Origin of the sequence: Luteitalea pratensis (genome assembly GCF_001618865.1) — a bacterium.
GTDB classification, from domain to species: Bacteria; Acidobacteriota; Vicinamibacteria; order Vicinamibacterales; family Vicinamibacteraceae; genus Luteitalea; species Luteitalea pratensis.
Genome location: NZ_CP015136.1, coordinates 2,053,400 through 2,075,382, shown reverse-complemented (window position 1 = coordinate 2,075,382; position 21,983 = coordinate 2,053,400). Strand labels below are relative to the sequence as shown.

Annotated in this window: 16 protein-coding genes; 9 read left to right on the top strand and 7 right to left on the bottom strand. The window is 65.2% G+C overall.

Annotated features, from left to right (window positions below; translation table 11 throughout):
- Positions 1 to 1,784 precede the first annotated feature (1,784 nt).
- Entirely contained in the window at positions 1,785 to 2,618 is an 834-nt protein-coding gene (locus tag LuPra_RS33085; RefSeq protein ID WP_110170354.1) for a DDE-type integrase/transposase/recombinase, read from the bottom strand.
- Positions 2,619 to 2,644: 26 nt separating this feature from the next.
- Positions 2,645 to 2,971, bottom strand: a complete 327-nt coding sequence (locus LuPra_RS08505; protein WP_110170353.1) for a hypothetical protein — start codon at positions 2,969 to 2,971, stop codon at positions 2,645 to 2,647.
- A gap of 346 nt (positions 2,972 to 3,317) precedes the next feature.
- Between LuPra_RS08505 and LuPra_RS08500 the strand changes: the two genes are divergently transcribed.
- Entirely contained in the window at positions 3,318 to 4,412 is a 1,095-nt protein-coding gene (locus LuPra_RS08500) for a toll/interleukin-1 receptor domain-containing protein (RefSeq protein ID WP_162271334.1), read from the top strand.
- 160 nt (positions 4,413 to 4,572) lie between these two features.
- Here the strand turns inward: LuPra_RS08500 and LuPra_RS08495 are convergent, their stop codons facing one another.
- Positions 4,573 to 5,067 (bottom strand): integrase core domain-containing protein, encoded by a 495-nt coding sequence (locus LuPra_RS08495; protein ID WP_157898902.1) that lies wholly within the window; start codon positions 5,065 to 5,067, stop codon positions 4,573 to 4,575.
- Positions 5,068 to 5,278: 211 nt separating this feature from the next.
- A complete protein-coding gene (locus LuPra_RS08490; protein ID WP_110170350.1) occupies positions 5,279 to 7,546 on the bottom strand; it encodes a winged helix-turn-helix domain-containing protein in 2,268 nt (755 codons plus the stop codon).
- Positions 7,547 to 7,719: 173 nt separating this feature from the next.
- Between LuPra_RS08490 and LuPra_RS08485 the strand changes: the two genes are divergently transcribed.
- From LuPra_RS08485 to LuPra_RS08470, 3 genes are all read left to right on the top strand, one after another.
- Complete coding sequence (locus LuPra_RS08485; RefSeq protein ID WP_162271333.1) at positions 7,720 to 8,148, top strand: hypothetical protein; 429 nt, start codon at positions 7,720 to 7,722, stop codon at positions 8,146 to 8,148.
- Positions 8,149 to 8,167: 19 nt separating this feature from the next.
- Positions 8,168 to 8,386, top strand: coding sequence for a zinc metalloprotease (locus tag LuPra_RS08480; protein ID WP_157898901.1), 219 nt, complete (start codon positions 8,168 to 8,170; stop codon positions 8,384 to 8,386).
- Between the two features lie 897 nt (positions 8,387 to 9,283).
- Positions 9,284 to 11,599, top strand: coding sequence for a winged helix-turn-helix domain-containing protein (locus tag LuPra_RS08470; protein ID WP_162271332.1), 2,316 nt, complete (start codon positions 9,284 to 9,286; stop codon positions 11,597 to 11,599).
- 13 nt (positions 11,600 to 11,612) lie between these two features.
- Here the strand turns inward: LuPra_RS08470 and LuPra_RS08465 are convergent, their stop codons facing one another.
- Entirely contained in the window at positions 11,613 to 12,359 is a 747-nt protein-coding gene (locus LuPra_RS08465; protein WP_110170345.1) for a hypothetical protein, read from the bottom strand.
- Positions 12,360 to 12,873: 514 nt separating this feature from the next.
- Here LuPra_RS08465 and LuPra_RS08460 point away from each other — a divergent pair.
- Both LuPra_RS08460 and LuPra_RS08455 read left to right on the top strand, forming a co-directional pair.
- Complete coding sequence (locus LuPra_RS08460) at positions 12,874 to 13,143, top strand: BrnT family toxin (RefSeq protein WP_110170344.1); 270 nt, start codon at positions 12,874 to 12,876, stop codon at positions 13,141 to 13,143.
- On the top strand, positions 13,103 to 13,423 hold the full coding sequence (locus LuPra_RS08455) for a BrnA antitoxin family protein (RefSeq protein ID WP_110170343.1): 321 nt from the start codon (positions 13,103 to 13,105) through the stop codon (positions 13,421 to 13,423). Before LuPra_RS08460 ends, LuPra_RS08455 begins: the two co-directional genes overlap by 41 nt.
- Before the next feature lie 927 nt (positions 13,424 to 14,350).
- Here LuPra_RS08455 and LuPra_RS34315 read toward each other — a convergent pair.
- Positions 14,351 to 14,440 (bottom strand): hypothetical protein, encoded by a 90-nt coding sequence (locus tag LuPra_RS34315; protein ID WP_418001408.1) that lies wholly within the window; start codon positions 14,438 to 14,440, stop codon positions 14,351 to 14,353.
- A 211-nt stretch (positions 14,441 to 14,651) separates the two neighbouring features.
- Between LuPra_RS34315 and LuPra_RS08445 the strand changes: the two genes are divergently transcribed.
- The gene (locus LuPra_RS08445) at positions 14,652 to 16,193 is read left to right on the top strand and encodes an alpha-L-arabinofuranosidase C-terminal domain-containing protein (RefSeq protein ID WP_110170342.1); all 1,542 of its coding nucleotides are present in this window, start codon (positions 14,652 to 14,654) and stop codon (positions 16,191 to 16,193) included.
- A 295-nt stretch (positions 16,194 to 16,488) separates the two neighbouring features.
- Positions 16,489 to 17,028 (top strand): protein tyrosine phosphatase family protein, encoded by a 540-nt coding sequence (locus LuPra_RS08440; RefSeq protein ID WP_157898900.1) that lies wholly within the window; start codon positions 16,489 to 16,491, stop codon positions 17,026 to 17,028.
- A gap of 546 nt (positions 17,029 to 17,574) precedes the next feature.
- On the opposite strand, the gene LuPra_RS08435 is transcribed toward LuPra_RS08440, so the two are convergent.
- Positions 17,575 to 18,333, bottom strand: a complete 759-nt coding sequence (locus LuPra_RS08435; protein WP_110170340.1) for an HAD family acid phosphatase — start codon at positions 18,331 to 18,333, stop codon at positions 17,575 to 17,577.
- 85 nt (positions 18,334 to 18,418) lie between these two features.
- Here LuPra_RS08435 and LuPra_RS08430 point away from each other — a divergent pair, with 85 nt between their 5' ends.
- Positions 18,419 to 21,829, top strand: a complete 3,411-nt coding sequence (locus LuPra_RS08430) for a TonB-dependent receptor (RefSeq protein WP_110170339.1) — start codon at positions 18,419 to 18,421, stop codon at positions 21,827 to 21,829.
- The last annotated feature ends 154 nt before the right edge of the window (positions 21,830 to 21,983 follow it).

Here is a 21,983-nt window from a genome sequence, read left to right as displayed (position 1 = left end):
TGGCATCGCGGGAGAGCAGGCCATCTCTCGGCCGCGAGTGGGTGCAGGTCACCAACTTCTCGGACTCTGTCACCGAACCTGCGTTGTCGGCGGATGGTCAACTGCTGACGTTCATTCGTGGGCCCAGAACCTTTACGACTCTGGGTCAGGTGTACGTCATGCATCTTCCGGATGGCGAACCCCGCGCGCTCACCAATGACAGCCGCGTGAAGATGTCGCCAGTCTTCTCGCCGGATGGCCTGGATATCACGTACACCAGCATCGGTGACACGTGGGCCTGGGACACATGGCGGGTGCCCCTCTCGGGGGGCACTGCCACGCCGCTCCTTGAGAATGCGTCCGGCCTGAGCTGGATCGCAAAGGACGCGCTGCTGTTCTCCGAGATACAGGCCGGCATTCACATGTCGATCGTGACCAGCGACGACCGACGTCGCGCACCGCGCAGTGTGTACACCCCACCGCGCGATACGGGCATGGCTCATCGCGCGTACCTGTCGCCAGACCGGCGCTCGGTACTCGTGGCAGAGATGGAGACGTCGCGCTGGCTGCCCTACCGCCTGATTCCCTTCGACGGCAGTTCGCGAGGACGCGAAGTCGGGCCCTCCAGTGCGAGCTGCACGTCGGCGGCCTGGTCGCCCGATGGACGGTGGATGTACTTCACCGCCAATGCTGGCGGCGCGTTCCACATCTGGCGCCAGGAGTTCCCCGCAGGCGTGCCGGACCAAATTACGGCAGGTCCCGCTGAAGAGGAAGGGATCGCGATCGCACCGGACGGCCGCTCGTTGATCACGTCGGTCGGGACCGGCATCAGTACCGTCTGGATTCGGGACGGGCGTGGCGAACGTCCGCTTTCCGAGCAAGGGCACAGCTTTCTTCCGATGTTCTCACGCGATGGACGAACCGTGTACTACCTCGCGAGCCAGCGGCCTGGAGCCTTCCAGGCCAACCGCGGCGAGTTGTGGTCGGTGGATGCCGGCACCGGCGTCCGACGACGACTCGCGCTGTCGGACGCGATCGTGAGGTACTCGGTCGATGCCAAGCGGAACGAGGTGTTCTTCGTGACCGTCGGCGAGAAGCCGAATGCGACGCTCTGGCGGGCTCCCCTGGACGGCCGTTCTGCAGCGCAGAAGGTGGCCGAAGACGTCGGGAGGACCATCGCTGTCACTGAAGACGGCATCTTGTTTCTCGCATTCGAAGGGCCCAACACGTATGTCTTCGAGATGCGGCCGGACGGCACACGCCGACGCAAGGCGCTACCCGAGCCTGTCACGGGCCTTCGAGCAGTGTCTCCGGACGGCAGATGGCTCGTGGTCAACGATCGGACTCCTCTTGGCAAGGAGCTTTCTCCGGTCGTCCTGTATCCGCGTGGAGGCAGCGTCGATTCGCGAATACCGCTTTGCAGCTCGTGTTTCGTGAGTTGGGTCCAGAACGGGCGCTACCTCAGCGTCCGCTACTCGGGTGCCTCCGATGCCGAGCAGCGTTCGACGTATGTCGTACCCATTCCTTCGGGCGAGTTGCTGCCGCCCGTGTTTCGGCAGGGGCGGCTCGTTGAAGAGGCGGATGTCGCAGCAACGCCCGGCGTACGCATCGTGGGAGGCGCCGTCAGTTTTGGAGCCGGGCTGTGTGCCAGGACGTCCCGCATTTTTTGGGCGAGTTCTCGCCATTCAGGCGAGAGCAGGCCGACGCGGGCGTTGCGTCTTGGTGTCGCACCGTCGCCTTGGGTGCCGGACACGTCTCGCAGCGCACTGAACGGTTGGAATGCAGGCGTGTTCGACGCGCCGAATTCACGCGTGATGCCAGTTCCGCCGGAAGTACATCTCATCTGGCGTCTGGCCCTGAAACGCCGCATGCGGCAGCACGTGGTTGTGCTCGTCCACGTAGAACGCCACCAGCCGGCGCACCGTCGCGACGCTGTCGAGTGCGTGCAGGAACAGCCACTGGTGTTTCAGCGAGCGCCACCACGCTTCGATCATCGAGTTCGAGAACTTCAGCTCTGTCATGGCCAGCAGACGCCGCAGCACGCCGGTCTCCAGCAGGGCGTCGATCTGCGCGTTGACGTTCTCCACACCGGCCAACACCACTGGAACACCGTGTGACACGGCTGCACCCTCAGTCGCCGCGAGGAGGACGGCGACGCTGTTGCCGGGCGCGAACGCATCCGCCACATGCCATGCCAGAATCCGACGCGAGAAGTTGTCGATGACGGCGTGCACATAGGCGCGCGTGCCATCGAGCAGACGGATCACAGTCGTGTCGATGTGCCACATCTCGTCGGGGCGTGCCGTTCGCACACCCACCTTGGGCTTGCTGGGATGCACTCGCAGCCGCGGGCGTCGCCATCCGTGCTTCCGCACGAGTCGATACCACGTCGAGGGCGAGGCGCCGACGGTGCAGAGCCGCTGCGCCAGGACCGCAAGCGTCCGCGTCGGCACGTGACGGTAGGCCGACGAGGTCACCATGTCCTCGATCGCCTGGATCTCGCCGCGCGTGAGTCGCTGCGGTGACGAGCGGGGACACGATGCCCGATCGTCGAGTGCACACGCGCGCTGCCGACGGCGCCAAGCGTGAGACCGGCTCGGCGACACATGCAGGAACCGCAGGATCCGTCGCAGCGGCATGCACGTGCGAGCGCGACTGACCGCGCTCAGAAGCCGTGCCTTGGCGGATCCGTCCGGCAGACGCTCGCGGGAGAGCCAACGCTCGCCCGGGGTCGAACGGCAAGCGCGAGCCGAAGCAGGGCCGCAAGCTTCTGGACGCGTCGCTGCAGCGTCAGGATCTCCTGGCGAAGTTCTGAGTCTGTGAGGTCCGCCCCAGGCAGACCCACCACGGCATGCGGCGAAGCGCCGAGCCAGGCGCGCGCCGTCGATCGCGGCACGCCGCGAGTCGTCGCGAGGCGCAGCTCGCCCGTGCGTCGAACGAGTTCCCGGAGTCGATGGTCATAACGCTGCTGCCGGCGACCGGTGGAAGTCATGCCGTGATCATCGCTACTCGCTCGATGACGCCCAAGGCACACGCGGGGTCTCCCTCTAGCGACCTGACGACAACTCGCGCGGCGGCGTGCAGAATGTACTGGCGCACAGCACTGCGGGTCGCCGACATGCCGGCGGCTCCAACGGCCGACTCACTACCCGACGGTCCGCAGCCATGCACCAACGCCGTTCTCCAGCGGCCGCCGGGATTGCTACGAGAGCGAAGAGTCTTCAGCCTCGGCTCGTCATCTCTCCGGGCCGGCTGGTGGGAAGCCAAGCGGACCTCTGTCGGAATACTGCAGAACCGCGATATAACGTGCAGTGACGCACCCAACGCCAATGGCACACGTGTTTATCTCCTACGTGCGCGCCGATGCTGACAAGATCGACAAGCTTGCGCTCGACTTGTATCGGCATGGCATCGACACGTGGACCGACCGCGATCTTCGTCCTGGGCAGCGGTGGAAGGTGACCATTCGCCAAGCCATCCGGCAAGGTGCCTCATTCCTGGCGTGCTTCTCGCCCGAGGTCTTCAAGCGTGATCGCACTTACATGTATGAGGAGATCACCTCCGCGATCGAGGTTCTCCGGGAGACGCCAGCAGATCGCACGTGGTTCATTCCCGTGCGGCTGGACAGCTGTGAAGTGCCTGAACTCGACATCGGTGCCGGCATGACGCTGCGCGATTTTCAGTGGGTCGACGTCTTCCCCGATTGGGAGGCGGGGGTGAACGCCCTTGTCAGCGCCATTCGCCCGTCGTTGACACGCCAAGCCTTACTGCCCTCGCGCAACGAGCCGCGTCTCCCGCCGTTGCGGTTCGAGCCGGGAAAGGGCGTTTCAGAGGCCTGGCGGTTGGTTTGGACGGCGCTTTTCCAGCTCAAAGTTGCGGGCGACGCTTTGCTGACGTGCGTTGACGATCACAACCTCCGCCGATATGCCGGCCTGCTCGATGCGGCCACCAGCAAAGTGGGCGAGTTCGCCTTCTATTTCGACCGAGACGACTTCGAGCAACTGGAAGTTCTGTTGCACGGGGCTCTGACGTTCAGCCGTGGAAAACGTGACGTCCGTGATTACGCGCTCCTCGGGCCGACAATTGACGGGACCAAGCTGGACGAAATCAGGAGAGTCATCGAGGTCAACTTGAACGAGTTCGAGCAGTTCTCCCAAGTGCTGGAGGGTTTACGAGACCGGTACGCGGTGAGAACAGCCGCGGCGCCCGGACATCCCGTGTCGAGCTCTGACGCGCGAAGCCGACGGAAGGTTTCCGCGCTCAGTGCTGCTGCCGTGCGAAGCAGGTCCCGGGCCGAAATACGAAGGGCCGCTGAGGCTCTTGTGCGCCGAGGGGAAGTCACTCTTACAACCGATTGCCCACGCGGCCACGGCACGCTTCGGGAGTGGGACGGGTTACCCCGCTGCTGGGAGTGCGGGTGGCCGTGGAAGTAGGAGTCATGCCGACTCGAACCGAGTGCCGATGCTTGTAGTGGCACCGGGTGGACGGACGCCACAGCTTCTCGATCGTTGCCGATATCGTGGCCTGGTCGATTGCGACCCGCCCGGCTGCGTGTCAGGACATTCTGCACTTTTCTGAGCGAGTTCTCGCCATCTAGGCGAGAGCCCGCGACGTGGGCCGTGAGTCGCGAGTTCTCACCGCCACCGTGAGTGCCGGACATGCGTCGCAGTTCACTGATCGGTTGGCCTGTAGGCGTGCTCGGCGTGCCGCCTCCGCGCGCGTGGCGAGTTCCGCCGGGACTCCTTGGCCCGTTCCGAAATACATCTCGTCTGGCGTCTGGCCGTGAAATGCCGAATGCGGCAGCACGCGGTTGTGCTCGTCGACGTAGAACGCCGCCAGGCGCCGCACCGTCGCGACGCTGTCGAGCGCGTGCAGAAAGAGCCAGTGGTGTTTGAGCGAACGCCACCAGGCTTCGATCATCGAGTTCGAGACTTTCAGCTCCGTCATGGCCATTCGTCGCCGGAGCACGCCCGTGGCGAGCAGTGCGTCGATCTGCGCGTTGACGTTCTCCACACCCGCGTACGCCAGCACGAGTGGCGTGCTCTCCGAGGGCGTGGCACCCTGACTGGCGGCGAGGAGGACTCTCACGCTGTTGCCGGTTGCGAATACATCGGCCACGTGCCACGCCGCAGCCGATGGTCACAGCGGTGCCGTCGCGGAATGTGTTGGTCATGCCGTCATCATTGCTACCTGCGCAATGCCCAGGGCAATCGCTGACAGCCTGACGACAACTCGTATGACGACGTGCGGAATGTACTTGAGCACAGCAACCCGAGCAACGCCGGTAAGCTGGACGGGGCTACGGGCTCACACCCGACAAGAGCCAGATGCTGCCTTTCACGTTCTGCATGGGAAGCACCAGTCGGTCACTGGCGAGACCGAGGCCGGCAGTAGCCATGTTGGGCTCGATGTGCCAATCGGGCGAGTTGAAGTGCGTGACTTGAAACGGCTTCCCGGCTTGCGCGCCGCGCGCCGGATCAATGGGTACGCCCCACAGGTTGAAGTAGCCGCCGGCTCCCCGCGAGAGGAAGTACAGGGTGCGCCCATCCGGAGACCACCGCGGCTTGTCTGGCCAGACGTGATCCTCGAGTAGCCGCGTCCACGTCGAGGCATGATTGCTGCTCTCCGCAACGATCCCGATCTCGACAGTTCCGGGATTCCGCATGCGCTGGGCGACAAAACTCACCCATCGGTTATCGGGTGAGTAGCGAGCCTGCCAAAAGTTCACGCCGCTTGACTCGACTAGCACTCGGCCGGGTCGCGTGGCCATCATCGGACCGATGGGCCAGATCGCCAACGCGGTTTGCCCGGGAAAGCCTTGTTCGATCCAGGATCCGAGAACGGCCTTGTCGTCCGGTGCCCAATCGTCGGCAAGCATTCCGCCCCGTCCCCACCGGCTCACCAGCCGTTCCCGGCCGTCGAGTTCACGAACGGCCAGCGCAAATTCACGGGAGGTGTTTGCCCCAGTAGACCTGGATCCGGTGCGTGTCAAAGGGTAGGCCACCCTGCGCCCGTTCCGGGAAATCACGCCCTCACGGGTTTCGGCGAGGAATGTCGTGCGGCCGGTGGCCAGATTGGTGTGCAACAGGCGGATTCGGTTTCGCCCTGCCTCACGCGCACCATAGCAGAGAGCCGCCCCGTCAGGGGCGAGACTGAGAGTCACGAGCGCGAGATCCTCGTCGGTCAGCGCCCGGCCGTCGCCCATGAGCCGGGCGCCGTTGGCATCGAACGGGAACAGCCAGGCGCGGGTCGACGTGTGCGCATTCGTGAACGCCACGCGGGTGCCGTCCGGTGAAACAGCCGAGGCCTCGGCCCTCATTGGTGCGGTCGTCAGGCGCTCGGGCGTTCGCCAACGCAGGCTCACTGGTTCCACCGGGACACGCCAGAGGGTCGGCACGCCGTCACTCACGGCTCCGACAATCAACCCCGTTCCGGACGCATTCCATGTGAGGCTTCGGAGAGTGTTGGGTTCGAGCAACCCGAACGGTACAGCGGCGCTCGTATCGACGGCCCTGAGCCGGCTATTGGTCCGATCGGCGACGAAAAACACGCCGTCTGGAAAGTTCTTGCCGGTAGTGATGACCGAGATCCTCCCCTCGGGATGGATCGCGCTCGCCGCCCAGATAGTGCGACTGAGCTCGGCCTCGAGAATTCGGCGGGGGGCCTCGCCGCCGTCGGCTGCGACGATGAACGCCGCGCGGAGACCGTCGCTGTCCATGAACACGACGTCGCGGCCATCGGGCATCCATGCGGGGCGGTGCCCGTATGACGCGATTCGCCGCACGGGACCGGCTTGGACGTCCGCGGTGAAGAGGCCACCGCCGTCAGATTCGGAACGAAAGACCAGACGCTGGCCATCCGGCGACCAGGCCGGCTGCCTGTCGTCGCCCGGCGAACTGGTCACCTGGGTCGGATCGCCGCCATCGATGCTCTGCACCCAGATGTCGAAGTTCCCGCCACGGTTCCACGCGTAGGCGATCCGCCGGCCGTCGGGTGACCAGCTCACGTCAGTCTGCAGACCCGAGCCGTAGGTGAGTCGCTTCGCGTTGGGTGTGGACGACGGGGTGCCGGAGACGACCGGTGGCGGACGCCTGGACACCACGTAAAGCCCCGTCCCCAGCAGCGACAGCACAATCGCCGCCGCCACACCTGCGTAGATGACCGTCCGGCCCTCGACGCGCTTGGTCTCGACGAGCGGCACCTTGGACTGCCCATCCACGGCTGCCGGGTCATCGTCCGCTGCGGCCTCCTCTGCGATCGCGCGGACCTCCGCGACGAAGCGATAACCTCGCCGGGCGACTGTAGCGATGAACCGCTGCTCTCCCGGCACTTCGCCCAAAGCCTTCCGCACTTCGAAGATGTTCTGGGTGAGGTTCGCCTCCTCGACGGCCGTCTCGGGCCAGAGCCGGTTCATCAGCTCCTCCTTCTCGAGGAGCCGGCCGGCGTGCTCGACCAGCAGCACCAGCGTCTCGAATGCCCTGCCCTTGATGGCAACGGGCCCGCCGTCGCGCATCAGCAGGTGGCGTTTCGTATCGATGCGGAATTGGTCGAACTCGTAGAAACGCACCGGGTTAGACCCCCGGTCGGGCCCGCTGAGAAACGCTGAGGGTTTCTGAGCTTCGCGCTGAGGACTTCGGTGGTTCGTCACGCCTAGCTTCCCCCACACGGCAATCGGGTTCGCGCGCCCGGCCAGCGGGCCTAGCGAATATTAACGCGCCGACGTGAGCGATGGGGGACCACATGCTCGGCTTCATCTCTGCAATATTGATGGCCGGTTCGACGTCGGTGACGAGCGAGGCGGATCCGGAATTGGCCGCTGTGCGCGTGCGGGCCTACGCCGACAGACACGTCGACGCCGCCACGGCACGGCCCGCGTTGGAGGTGGCGAAGCACCTGCTGGCGTCGACCGGACTCGTCGTGGCATGGCGTCTGTGTGATACGGCGCAATCGTGCCCAATCGAGGACATGCCGGTGCCGGAGATCGTCGTCATCCTTTCGTCCCGTGATCGGCAGAATGGCCGCGACAACTGCGGTATTGCCGCTCACGGCGCACGCGACTCGGCGGGAACGGTGATCGTCTCGGTCCCCCTGCGTAGCCGGCGTTGCCTTTCGACTGACGCGACGCGCCGGAACCGGCACCAACCCACTGCTCGCGATGCCGAGGCATGACGACCTCGTCGGAGCGATCGTGGCGCACGAGATCGGTCACCTGCTCGGCATCAGGCATGCCGCGTCAGGTCTGATGCGTGCAACGTTGCAGGCCGACGACATGGTCGCGGTCAGAAGGGGGATGCTGCGCTTCAGCCCGGCGGAGGCGAGCAGAATGCGGATCGCAGCCTTGTTGGCAGGAAAGGAACGCTTGCGCGCGTCGGCCGCTGGAGCGCGTCCTAGTCCGTCGCAGCAATGAGAACGTCGAACGAGGAGCGCGGCAGCTCGCACCACGCGGGCCGCGTCCTGCGAGTGCACGGCGCAGTGCGGAGCCTTGTTTAAGGTGTCGTGTTGTCTCCTCAGCCGTTGGTCATCGAGCTGCGCGGGTGCGCCGACGCACCTGGGAGCCAGTTCGGGCCATCGTATCCACCTTTGCAAAGGTGTCCTGGTGCACAGCACGGTGCCCGTGAATTGGACGGTGTCCGGAGAGCTGCCAACAGCCGCATCGACGTGGTCGGTGGTGAACGACGCTATTGAACACGCTGTCTCTCGTGTCGCACACCCAGTCGTTGGTAGGTCGCCGGCCGGGCGCGCGCGCCTGTGCGTCCGGGTGACAGCCGCGCACGACTCGCGCGACCTACGGCTCCCACCGGAAGTCTGGCTGCTGTGCAACGGGAATTCGAAGACCGCGACCGCAGACGTTGCTAACCTGGTGCACTTGCCGCCCACGGCCTCGGCGCGAGCGCTGCTCGCCCTGGCCCATCAGCGCTTACGGCAGACCGGCGCCATGCAGCGTGCGTCGCATTGTGGCGTTGTCACTCCCCAGCGCCCGCCACCGCGGTGAAGGTAAAGCCCGCCGCCCGCACCTGGCGGAGCAACTCAACACCAATTGCCCTTTGCGGAGCGAATGGTACCGCCTCCGGAATTCGCGCCCTGGCGCGCTGGGGAGCGGTGAGCCACGTTTCAGGCAGACACAGCGTCGCGCCCAGGAACCACGTCCGGGTGCCGGTCCACCGCGCCGCGGTGAGACAGTTCGCGATCTTGCCGAGGGCACGGGCACTGCCGCTACGCCCACCGAGGCCGTGCGCCCTGTTTGGGGGAAGTTGGTCCCGTCCGGGTGCCTGCACCTACAATGGCGGTGCATCAAGAGCTCCCTATGCAGACGCCGGCAGCGGCACGCGCGATTGGTTTCGGGCCGTTTCGGGTAGACCCTCGAACGCGCGAGTTGCGCAAGGGCGGTAGCCGGATTCGCGTGCCGGAACAATCAGTTCGCATCCTCCTCTCCCTCTTGGATCGCGCCGGCGATGTCGTCACTCGCGATGAGCTGGCCGCAATGCTCTGGCCCAGCGACACCCTCGTCGACATCGAGCACGGTCTCAACAGCGCGGTACGCAGGCTGCGTGACGCGCTCGCCGACTCGGCGGAACGCCCCCTGTACATCGAGACGGTGCCGCGCGTTGGGTATCGCTTCGTCGGAACGGTCGCCGTGCCCCAGGCGCTTCCCGATCTCACTGCGGTCGAAGACGATGACGCGGAGCCGCGCCTGACTACCGGCACGCAGGCGGAGTCGACGGTGGCGCGCGTGATGTCCAGCGCGCCACAGCGCCGGTGGCTGGTTGCCACGGCGATGGTCTTGCTCGCCACGATGGTCACAATAGCCGCTTGGCGAGGCAAACGGACCGAAGGTGCCGCAGCGACGGCGCGCCCGCTGCCCGTACCCCTCACGTTCGAGGGTGGCCTTCAAACCGATCCGAACGTCTCGCCTGACGGCCAGTGGATCGCATACGCCTCCAACAGCGGCGGCAACTTCGACATCTGGATTCGGCGGCTGTCGGGAGGCGACCCCGTCCAGGTCACTCAGGATGCCGCATCCGACTCCCAGCCTGATTGGTCACCGGACGGCAGCCGCCTGGTGTTCCGATCCGAGCGTGCAGGCGGTGGTGTGTTCGTTGTCCCCGCGACTGGTGGCGCTTCGCGGCGGATCTCCCCGCGAGGCTTCCGTCCGCGCTGGTCGCCCGACGGTCGTCACGTCGTGTTCGCCGAGCACGTGCTGACAGGTCTCAACCTGAACCTCCAAGTCATCGCTGCAGACGGTGGTGCACCACGCCACTGGCCGGGACGGTCGCTCGGCGCGTTCGGCTGGCAGCCGCGCTCGTCGTCAGTGCTCATGTTTGCCAGCCTATTCGGTCCGTTCGAGCCGACGCTCGAGTCTTGGACCGTCGGTGCGGCATCAACGACGCGTTGGGTGGTCGCCGACAAGGTCGTCGGAGCATTCCGTGCGGAACGGTTGGTGGTCGTCGCTGGCGAAGAACTCATCCCATCGTCCGACTTGTCATCCCTCTATTTCATTGGCGCGTCGCGGGGCACGCGAGCGCTGTGGCGCATCGACATCGATGCGACTGCTCGGCGTGTGGTCTCCGGGCCGCACCGACTCACGACGCTCCCGGAGGCGAACAATGCCAACCTGTCGCCGGACGGGCGGCGCGTGGTGTTCGACGGCTCGGCGCGGAATGCGCAGATCCTGTCGTATGCCCTGAGCAACGAGAAGCTCGCCAGCGATCCCGTCCCACTGACATCAGATGTGGTCCACGCCGAGATGCCGACGCTGAGCCGCGACGGCCGCGCCTTCGCGTTCGTCCTCACCCGCCCTGGCAGTCCGGACCGAAGCGAACTCGTGGGGCGCTGGCCCGGCGAATCGCGCGACCGGACCATTCGTGTCATCAACGAACCCGGCGAGGTGCTGGCGTTGCCTCGGTGGAATAGCAACGGAACAAAGCTCGTATACGGATTCGTCTCGAATGCGACCGAGCCGTCTGCACAACAGCAGCTTCGGATCTTCGAGGCGTCGACGGGCGAGGATACGCCTCTCACCTCTGCACACGCCGTCGTCACGATGGAGTTTCCGTCGGGGTGGACACCGGATGGCCGCCACATCCTCGTGGCCAGCTCGATGTACGCCGTAGGTAAGAGCGCGATTGCGCTGCTTCCGATCGATGCCGCACCTGCGGCAGAGCACTCCCGACGGCCCATCACGTCAGCTGCGGACGCCAGCCTCTCCGCAGCCGTGATGTCTCCGGACGCGCGTTGGGTGGCGTTCCGCGTTCGCGACTTCGAAGGCCAAGCGGCACCTCGGATCGCGATCGTGTCCGCGAGGGGTGGTGACCGGGCGGCGTGGACGTTCGTGACGGGTGGCATCGAACCGGCTGACAAACCCTGCTGGTCGGACGATGGCGCGACGCTCTACTTCACGTCGGGCGGAAGCGGCGCGATGAACGTGTGGGGAGTTCGGTTCGACGCGGTCCGCGGCGTGCCTGTCGGGGAGCCCTTCAAGGTCACAGCGTTCGACGGCCCCGGCACCCACATCCTCTCAGACATTCGGGTCATGGAACTCGGTGCTGGCGGCGGACGTCTCATGTTCCCCGTTGTACGCCCGAAGGGCGGGCTGTGGATGCTCGAGCTCGGCGCACATTGAGAGGGGCGTCGTCTCAACTCGCCAGCCACAGGACGAACCGTTGCCACGCCGGGTTCGGTGAAACGACTGCTGCGAGGATGTTGCCGAAGACCACCAAGAACACGCCGCCCCAGAGCGACACCGGATGCATCCGGCCATGCGCGATGCGGTCGTACACGGGGTTGGCCGCGAGCAGGGAGAACTGCGCGAGCGGTGCCACCACTGGTGGCAGCCCGTGATGACCGATAGCGTGGACGACCGGGGCCATGATCAGGCCGGGGATCGTCAGCCACATCAAACGTTTGTGAATATCCGGACGCCGACGATAGAGCACCGCAGCTATCACGAAGCCACCGAACACCGGGAGGCCCCATAGCTGAAACGATGTCTGCACAATGACGGGGCCAAGGCGCTCCAGGTCCCCGCTCAGATCGAATCCCCGCCTGACCATCTCGATGGTCGTCCGATACCCGATGAGGATCATCGCCACCGCGAGAACACCCCCCACGACGCCCAGCTGCCGGTGCACACGGAGATTGCCGGTGCTGGCGAGCACGGTCTGCACGAGGTACAGGAGCAGCCAGCCCGTGAATACGGCGGCATGCACCACCGCCAGCGGCGTGAGGGGTGCTCGCCTGGATGACGGGTCGATGATGCCGGGCAGGAAGGCGAGGACGACAACCACCAGCGCGACGATGGCGCTGCCCACATAGAAGCGATGATCGACCGAGGCGTTGCGCGTGCGCGCAGTGGGAACCGCAACCGCAGTTGTTACCTGCATCTCAAGACGTGCTCCTGAACGGAAGCGTGCGGCATCCGGTGCCGACAACACAATGGAAGCCAGGTAAGCCGCAGATCGCGGCCAGGTAACACGCTAACTGATTGCCTCCATGCGAGTTGGAGGACAGCGTCCGGAGGCGAAGCGCCCGGCGTGACGAGGAGCGCTTCATCACGGCCGGGCACCTGCTCGATGGTGGGCTGTCTCCAAGGACATTCCACGATCTCGCGCGCGAGTGCTCGTCATCCAGGAGTGGCGCGGCTGCGTGACGGCGTCAGCGATTCCGAACCCGGGCTGTGTGCATGGACATTCTGCACTTCAGTGCGCGAGTTCTCGTCACTCGGACACAGGCAGTAGCTCTGCGCCCGCGGCCTGGAGCTTGGCCAGTTCTGGGCGTCCCGGTCTGCGCCCGCGACCCGGTTGACGCCTGTCGACGGCGGGGTGACGGGCGCGGCATCCGTCCACCACGACGCCGATGGTTGACCAGCGGCACTTCATGTAGCTACATTAATACCAGGTGCGCATCACGTTCGATCCCGCCAAGCGCGCGGTCACGCTGGCTGAGCGCGGGCTCGATTTCGCTCGCGCCACCGACGGGTTCGCCGATCGCCACCTGACCGCGCGCGACTTGCGGCACGGTGAGGAAGAGCGGTTCATCACGCTGGGATTCCTTGACGGCCGGATGGTGGTGCTTGTCTGGACCCTACGCGGCAGGAGTCGCCGCGTCATCAGCATGAGGAAAGCCAATGCCCGTGAACAAGCGCGCTTCGCGTCCCGCCTGGCGTGATTCCGACGATGCGCCAGAACTGACGGAGGAGTTCTTCGAGAGGGCCGACGAGTACGTCGGCGAAAAACTGGTACGCCGTGGCCGTCCGCCAGGTAGTGGCACGAAGGAACTGGTCAGCCTTCGCATCGATCGGGATGTGCTGTCACGCCTCCGGGCTGGCGGTCGCGGTTGGCAGACACGCGCCAACGACATCCTGCGTCAAGCCGTCGCGGCGCCGACGCGCACGACGCGCCGCACACCGACCAGGCCGCCGACGCGCCGTTCGAAGGCACCAGCGTAGACAAGCGACGCGGTGTTCCGGGCTGCATCCACGGACATTCTGCAGGGCTGTGTCCACGCACAATCCGCACTTTCGCGCGCGAGTCTCGTCAGCCAAGGATGGGAAAGTCCACACGCTCCGACGGCACCAGCCCCACGAAGGCCATTGTCTGCGGCGCGGACGCGAAGCGAAGGCCGCGAGACCATCCTCCTCAGCGTCGCCGAGTACTCGACGGCCAAGGCCCAGCCGATTCTGAGATGCACTCGAGCGGCAGCTTCACCTTGGACGGCAAGGAGGCCGTCCTCGTCCGGCGCGGACAGAAGGGCGAGGAGGTCGCGGCAGTCTCTTGCCGGGCGCGGAGCGACCTGCCCACGCGTGCGGGATGGCGGTAGTGCCAGGTCGCGACCTGGTATCGCCACGCCAGACCTCAGCGCGATGCCTCCGCCCTTCGGGCTCGGCATCCGCGTCGAGCCCTGCCGGGCGTACCACTCTAACTATTTAACACACAACGACTTACATAGACTGACCCGACAATGCGCTCGGCGCTCGCTTTCCTGGCGGAGGCAACCGAAGGCCGCTGGAGGCTACCTCGCGTTGTCAGTCGTTCGTCAGTCGAGGCCGGTGGTCCTGCAAGGCCAGACCCGAAGTGCAGCGCCGGCCAACACGAAACCGTAGGTTGTTGCATGCCATCAAGGCATTCCTGGGGCTGCGCCCCCCGGCTCTTTGGGCAAGTGGGTCGGTGCTAGCTCGGATGACGAGCCGCTCCCGTTGTCAGTCAATTGTCAGTCGTGCGCATCTGCTTACCGGTTACGCTGTGCGATCAGTCTCGACGGTGAACGCCCGGCTGGTGAGCCATAGACGACCAAGTCCCAGTTCTCGCTGACCTCGTCGATGTCCTGACCGGCGACTCACGGCCGGCGTCTTGCGTCTCGCCTCGCGGGCGGCCGCTCACGCAGGCCCAGACGCGACCTGGCGACGAATCGGCGTGATGTTCTGGTTCGAGCGGACAACGTCGTCTGGATCGTAGCGATCCTTGATGGCGACGAGTCGGGTGTACTTCGAGTCGCCGAACCCGGGCGTGCGTCCTCGGGTGTGAAGTTCAAGTATGCGCCGCCGGTTGCGAACGGCCGCTAGGCGTCGCAGAACGCACGGCGCGACACTCGCGCTGCGGATGGTCTGAAAAGCCCGGAGCCCTCAAAGCCGGTCGTGTGCGCTTCAGCGAGACCGGCTTCTCACGTAGAGTGCAGCCATGCGAAGACGGGCTTTTCTCGAGCAATCCGGAATGGCGGCCGCTGGCCTCACCCTGTCGGGAGCGCTTGGCAACGGTGCAAACGCGGCGGCGCAGGGACTCAACCCGAACGCCCTTGTCATCAACCCGGTTCTCGGCTTCGAGCTGTCCCCCTACCTGTATATGCAGTTCATGGAGCCGCTGGGGGCCACCGACGGATCCGTCGAAGCTGCGTGGGATCACCTCGCCGAGCAGTGGCGCGACGATGTGGTGGCGGTGACGAAGGAGCTTGGACCTCCGATGATGCGATGGGGCGGGATCTTCGCGGATTTCTATCGCTGGCGAGAGGGCGTCGGCCCACGTGAGGCGCGGCCGCCCATGGTCAACCTGCTGTGGGGCGGCGTCGAATCGAACCAGATCGGAACCGGCGAGTTCGTGGACTTCTGCCGGCGGGTGGGTGCCGATCCCCTCATCTGCGTCAACTTCGAATCCGATGGGCGCCAGCAGTACAAGAAGTACAGGACTTCGGTGAGAACGGCTGACGCGGCGGAAGCTGCCGCGTGGGTGTCGTATTGCAACGGTGCTTCGAATGCAGAGCGGAACGGACACGGCATCGACGCGCCGCTCGGCGTCCGGCACTGGCAGATCGGCAACGAAACGTCGTACGATCGGAACGGCTTCGATGTCGAGACCGCCGGGCGAAAGACGGTGGAGTTTGCGAACGCCATGCGAACCGCGGACCCCGCCATTCAGATCATCGGCTGGGGAGACAGCGGCTGGGCCGCCCGCATGGCCGAAATAGCGGGCGAACACCTGCAGTTCCTGGCGTTTCATCACATGTTCGATCCGGACAACCCGCGACAGCCCGTGCTGCGAGGCGAAGCGTACCGCCGCGATCCGGACGCCGCATGGGATCAGTTGATGAAGGCCTGGGAAACGGCCGACGCGAAGATCAAGACGGTTCGCCAGAGTCTGGGCGCGCACAAGATTCCCCTGGCCATGACGGAATGTCATTTCGCGATTCCCGGACGGGACCGCGGAGACGTCGTGGCCTCGTGGGCCGCCGGCGTGTCGTACGCACGCATCCTGAACAATCATGAGCGGCACGGCGACGTCTTGAAGATTGCGACAGCGGCGGATTTTTGCGGCACGCGCTGGCAAAACAATGCGGTCATCATCCCGACGCCACGAAACAACAACAAGGCATATCTGCAGCCGGTCGCGCGCGTCATGCGACTCTATCGTCATCACTCCGGTACCCACGCCATCCAAGTGCGCCGCACCCCCGAAGGTCTCGATGTGACCGCCAGTCGGCGTGGAGAGACCGTGTATCTTCACGTGGCGAACACTCTGCGAACCAAATCGGTGAGCGCGACGATTCAGATTGAAGGGCAGACCGCTCGAGCAGGGCGCGTCTTCGAGATCGCAGACGATCCGATGGTGGAACTCTCCTATCTCAACAGCGCCGACGCCATGAAAACAGCGGAGAAGCCGCTCCCGGCCGGCGGTTCGTGGGAGTTCCCCGCGGCGTCGGTGTCTGCAGTGGAGATTCCGATTGCCTAGGCGGAGCCGACAACGAGTAGCAATCGTTTACATCGATTCGTCCGAATCGCTCTCGACGCGCATTGATCGCGCAGAGGCGCCGCAGGTGCGAAGGCTGGGTTGGCGCGCCGAAGGGCCGCGGGCGCGGACCGGTCTGCCGTCCAACGCAGTTGATATGGCGCAGCTGCCACTCGTCGAGGTCAGTGCGCCGATAATCGATGGCACACTCCGACAACATGACGCGTGCCGCCACGCCGCGGCACGATACGATCGGAACAAAATCAGACCGACTCATGTCCGAGGGGTAACGTCATCCATGCCACACGTCCTGTTTCGTGCTGCGGCCTTGGCCGTGTTGATCGTGACCCTTGCGCTACCAGCCGCTGGCCAGCGCATCGTCGGAACCGCCCAAACTGGGCCCGCGGCGGGCCCGATTATCCTGCCGAACGAAGGTCTATTCCAGGCGAGGTTCGCCAGCGTTGGCGACGACTTGTTCATCGCCGGCCAGCCGACTGAAGCGGCGCTGCGCGAGCTCAGTGCCAAAGGCGTGACCACCGTCGTCAACCTGCGAATGCCGGAAGAGATGGCCAAGGTCGGCTTCGACGAGGCGGCATTGATCAAGGAGCTCGGCCTCGCTTACGTGCACATCCCGATGCGCGGGACGAAGGAGAACCCCTACGCGCCGTCCGATCTCGATCGTTTCGCGACGACGCTGGCCTCGGCGCGAGGAAAGGTACTGCTCCACTGCACGGTGGCATGGCGGGCCAGCCATCTTTGGGCGGCGTATCTGATCCAGTACCGCAAGGTGCCCGTGACGACAGCGTTGACGCAGGCCCGCGATCAATCTTCGCGATGATCAGCCGTATGGCGGGCAGCAGCCGATCGAAGGCTTTCTTGGTCGCCCGGTCCCCGAACTGGCGCGCCCCAAGCCGTGAGCTAGCGCACAGCACGCGCACACTCGAACAGCCATGGACCCTCGCAGACTCCCACCGATCACGACGTTGGCCTCTGTGCGCCTCGAGGATCCAGACACAGCGCTGGTTGTCCGAGCAACCTGCCGAGAGTCGACTCTGCGGGGACCGATTGTGACCATCGAGATCTCGCGCGCCGGACGCCGTGAACACGATGCCTTCGAAGTCGCTGCGGACGGCCCGCTTGATGTCGCTGCACTGACTGTACTCGCGCGCGCGCTCTTGCGAGTCATCCCCGCGGGAAGCTAGCAGCAGTGAAGCCAAGCGCCGTCACTGCGGTCTGCCGGTCACCGCCGACCATGATGACGATGCGCCAGCGCCACGATCTGCGGCCGCACGGCGGCATTCGGTCCGGTCCCGGCCTCCACGAGATCAAGCTTACGATCGCGCAGCGGAACCACACCGCTGACTCACACGTCGGAGCCGGATGTTCACTGCCAGCTGCCGTACATGGGATTCGGGATCACAAAGAAGCGCACGCCGAAGGCATCGAGGCTTGCCGCGTTCCCTCGCGCCGACGCCTGGCTGGCCTGTGGGAAGTCGAGGATGTTGTCACCGATGAAGGCGACAACGGCGAGCGGACCCGCGCCAGCGGTAGTTTGGCCGGCAGCAACAGCCTCGAAGCGTGGATTCTTGTCGGAAGGACCGCCGTCACTACGGCACAGCACCGCATCGTACTGGAGCGCGTGCAGGCGAAACACCGCGATAGTATCCTCGCACTCTGACTGCAGCCGGTTGGTAACGATCGCGATGCGTCCGCCAAGGTCGTGGACGCGCGCGAGGAAGGCCGCAGCGCCGGGCAGTGGCGTCGCCGCTCGGCGGCTCACCCATTCACGCCAGCTCTCTGGTGAATACGCCAGTCCCGCGCGCGACCGCTCCACTTGATACGTGAGGTTCGAGATCACGGTCTCGTCTGCGTCGAGCACGACTGCCCACGTCCCCGCTTTACGCGCCGCCGCTTCAGCCTCCACCCGCGCCGTCGCCTGACGATAGACCTGCATCACCGCTGCACGATACTCGGCGGCATCTCGCACCCAGCGGATCGCGTCCGGATCGCGCGCGGGCAGCGCTGCGGCGGCTGACGACGCAATGGGGGGAGGCGCCGTGGCGGGCGGAGCACTCCGCGCGCCCCCGCACGCCATGGAGAAGAGAGCAATGAAGACGAGCCATCGGCGAGGCAACTCGGGCATGACGATGGCATCGTGTCACGGATGGCTGGCGTCTACACAAGGACCGCCGACCGGCGTATAGTCCTCGTCAATCCGAGGAGGTCCCATGCGTTTCACCCGCATCGTGGCGGCAGCCGCGCTCGTTCTGGCTCCGTCGGTTACGTTGGCTCAGTCGTTCACCGGCACGATCGTCGGCACGATCAAGGACTCCAGCGGCGCCGCCATCCCGCATGCCACCGTCAGTACCACCAGCCAGCAGACCGGACGGCAGGATTCGGTCACCGCCGATATCGAGGGACGCTACACCTCGCTCCCGCTACCGCCTGGGGAGTACCGCGTCGAGGCGACCCTGCAGGGCTTCAAATCCGCCGTACGCTCGAATGTCGTCGTGACGATCGCCTCCACGGTCGTCGTTGATTTTGCGCTGGAAGTAGGCGAGCTCACGGAAGCCGTGGAAGTCAGCGCCAGTACGCTGTCACTGGAGACCACGTCGAGTACCGTCGGCAAACTCGTCGACAACCGGCGCATCCTGGAGTTGCCGCTCAACACCCGCAACGTCTACTCGCTCATCTTCCTGACGCCGGGGGTCGCCGGTACGATCGGCAACAACTACAACTCGATGAGCTACAGCGTGAACGGCGCGCGGCCGACGATGATGGATACCGTCATCGACGGGGTGACGGCGTCGTTCCCGACAGTCAACGGCTTCACCGGCATCTCGGTGTTCCCCTCGGTCGACGCCATCCAGGAGTTCAAGGTGATGGGCGCGAACTACCCGGCGGAATACGGCCGCAGTCTGGGCAGCATCCTCAACGTCGTCTACAAGTCGGGCTCGAACGACTTCCACGGCAGCGCCTACGAGTTCTTCCGGGACTCCGCGTTCGACGAGAACAACTACTTCTCGGAGAAGGCAGGCACGCCGCTCGGCGACTTTCAGCGCAGCCAGTTCGGCGGCGTCGCGGGCGGTCCGATCCGACGTGGGAAGACCTTCTTCATGACCTCGTACGAAGGGCTGCGCCAGGACAGCGCGTCGGAAACGACCACGACCGTGCCGACGCTCGCGCAACGCAACGGCGACTTCTCGCAGACGTTCGCGCAAAACGGCCAGCTGATTCGCATCTTCGATCCGTTCACGACGCGGCCGAACCCGTCGGGCAGCGGCTTCATTCGCGATCCATTCCAGAACAACGTGATTCCGGCCGATCGCATGGATCCGGTGGCGCGACAGGTGCTGAACTACTATCCGCTGCCCAATCAACCCGGGAATTCCGTGACCGGGGCGCAGAACTATTTCGCGACCGGCACCGCCAAACTGAACGTCGACAACATCGACGCGCGCATCGACCACAACTTCTCCGAGAAGGCGCGGTCGTTCTTCCGCTACTCCTACCGCAAGACATTCAGCTCGCCGGCGGAGTTCTTCCCTGAAGACCTCACCATCGCGGAAGGCCGCGTCAACGAGCAGAACCTCGCGCACAACGCGGTGATCGACTACAGCCGGACACTCTCGAACACGACGCAGATGAACGCGCGCCTCGGCTTCGCGCGCACGCTGTTCCTCTTCGACAACCAGGGGCTCGGGTTCAAGCCGTCGAGCCTTGGGCTGCCGGTGTCGATCGATCAGAACGTCGATCGCGAGATGTTTCCGCGCTTCGGCGTCAGCGGCATGGTGTCGCTCGGCGGCAACGACCATCGCTACAACGCGTTCATGAGCTACACCGCGGCGGCGAGCCTCACGAAATCGCGCGGGCCGCACACGCTGAAAGGCGGTTTCGAGGGGCGCATGCTGCGCGTGAACGTGTGGGAGGCGCGCAGCGCCGGCACGTTCAACTTCCGCGCCAACGAAACGCAGGGACCCAATCCGAACACCGCGAGCAGCACGGCGGGCTATGGGTTCGCGTCGCTGCTTCTCGGGTTCGGGCAGCCGAACGACGTGCTGATTCAGAACTGGAAGAACGTGGCGTCCAACAGCTTCTATTGGGCGTTCTACGCGCAGGACGACTGGCGCGTGAACTCCCGGCTGACGCTGAACCTCGGGGTGCGCTACGACATCGACGTGCCGCGCACGGAGCGCTACGACCGGATGAACTATTTCGATCCGGATGCGCCGTCGCCGCTGGCGCAACAAGTGCCCGGGTTCCCCAACCTGCAGGGCGGTGTCGTGTTCGTCGGCGTCGACGGCAACAGCCGCTATCAGTACAACTGGGACACCAACAACATCGCCCCGCGTCTCGGTGCCTCCTATCAGCTGAACGACAAGACCGTGGTGCGGGCCGGCTACAGCCACATGTTCGGGCCGTCGAATCAGGGCGCGCAGGGCACGGTCGGGCCGTTCGGCTTCCGCACCGAGAACCTGTGGGTGACCTCGATCGACGGCATTACGCCGTACAACCTGCTGCATGATCCGTATCCCAACGGCTTCGTGCCCTCGCCGGGATCGTCGCAGGGGCTGCTCACGCAGGCGGGCGCCAACCTGCAGGCGCCACTGCAGGACACGCCGTCGCCGTGGACGATTCAGTACAACATCAACGTCCAGCGCGAGCTGCCCTGGGGACTCTTCGTCGAGGCCGCCTACGTCGGCACGCGCGGCTATGACCTGTCGATTGCGGGCGAAGGCGGCCTCAGCCTGAACCAGCTCGATCCGCAGTACATGGCGCTCGGCTCACAGCTCAATCAGCAGGTTCCCAACCCCTTCTACGGCATCGTCAACAACGGCGTACTGACGTCGTCGACGGTGAGCCGCGGGCAACTGTTGCGACCCTACCCGCAGTTCACCGACATCGTGCCGCTCTACGCGGCGGGCGCGAAGTCGCGCTACAACGCGTTGCAGCTCACCGGACGCAAGCGACTCTCGCGCGGGTTCATGTTCGAGGGGTCGTATACCTTCGCCAAAGCCGAGGAGATGGGCATGAACCATCAGAACAGCTACGACATCGACGCGAGCATGGCGTTGGCGTCGTACGACATCAACCACCGCTTCGTGCTGAGCTATCTCTACGAAATCCCCGTCGGCCGCGAGCGGCGATTCTTCGCCAACGCGCCGACGGTGGTGAACGCGATCATCGGCGACTGGCAGTTCAACGGGATCACGACGTTCCAGACGGGGACGCCGCTGTCGATCACGGCGAACAACACGGCGGGGCTGTTCGGCGCGCGCACACAGCCCAACACCACCGGCGCGGACCCGCGGTTGGACGGTCCGGTCGAGGATCGCCTCAACCGCTATTTCGACACGAGCGTCTACAGCCAGCCGGCGGCGTTTTCGTTCGGCAACGAGCCGATCTTCTCGCCGATCCTCCGCGCGCATGGCGTCCGCAACGTTGATCTCTCGCTCTTCAAGACCTTCGACATCACGGCTCGGCTGAGAGCACAGTTCCGTGTCGAAGCGCTCAACGCGTTCAACCGGGTGCAGTTCTCCGCGCCCAACACCAGCGTCACGTCCTCCTCGTTCGGCGTCATCACCGGGCAGGCCAACGCGCCACGGCAGCTGCAGTTCGGCGTGAAGATGCTCTGGTAACGGCCCCCCACTCGCTCGAAACAGGCCGCGCATCGTCCCCTCACGGACGTCGCGCGGCCCCCTACTTCCCTCCGGCTGGGAGCAACGCTGTCGCGGTCGTACGAATACGATCTGGCACGCCCATGCCCATCGGGCACCTACGGGTGCCGACACC

Excerpts from the sequence above, each read along its gene's own strand:
- LuPra_RS08430 (WP_110170339.1), top strand. The coding sequence starts at position 18,419 with ATGCGTTTCACCCGCATCGTGGCGGCAGCCGCGCTCGTTCTGGCTCCG.
- LuPra_RS08440 (WP_157898900.1), top strand. The coding sequence starts at position 16,489 with ATGCCACACGTCCTGTTTCGTGCTGCGGCCTTGGCCGTGTTGATCGTG.
- LuPra_RS33085 (WP_110170354.1), bottom strand. The coding sequence starts at position 2,618 with ATGCCGCTGCGACGGATCCTGCGGTTCCTGCATGTGTCGCCGAGCCGG.
- LuPra_RS08485 (WP_162271333.1), top strand. The coding sequence starts at position 7,720 with ATGCTCGGCTTCATCTCTGCAATATTGATGGCCGGTTCGACGTCGGTG.
- LuPra_RS08465 (WP_110170345.1), bottom strand. The coding sequence starts at position 12,359 with ATGCAGGTAACAACTGCGGTTGCGGTTCCCACTGCGCGCACGCGCAAC.
- LuPra_RS08435 (WP_110170340.1), bottom strand. The coding sequence starts at position 18,333 with ATGCCCGAGTTGCCTCGCCGATGGCTCGTCTTCATTGCTCTCTTCTCC.
- LuPra_RS08470 (WP_162271332.1), top strand. The coding sequence starts at position 9,284 with ATGCAGACGCCGGCAGCGGCACGCGCGATTGGTTTCGGGCCGTTTCGG.
- LuPra_RS08445 (WP_110170342.1), top strand. The coding sequence starts at position 14,652 with ATGCGAAGACGGGCTTTTCTCGAGCAATCCGGAATGGCGGCCGCTGGC.
- LuPra_RS08455 (WP_110170343.1), top strand. The coding sequence starts at position 13,103 with ATGCCCGTGAACAAGCGCGCTTCGCGTCCCGCCTGGCGTGATTCCGAC.
- LuPra_RS08505 (WP_110170353.1), bottom strand. The coding sequence starts at position 2,971 with ATGACTTCCACCGGTCGCCGGCAGCAGCGTTATGACCATCGACTCCGG.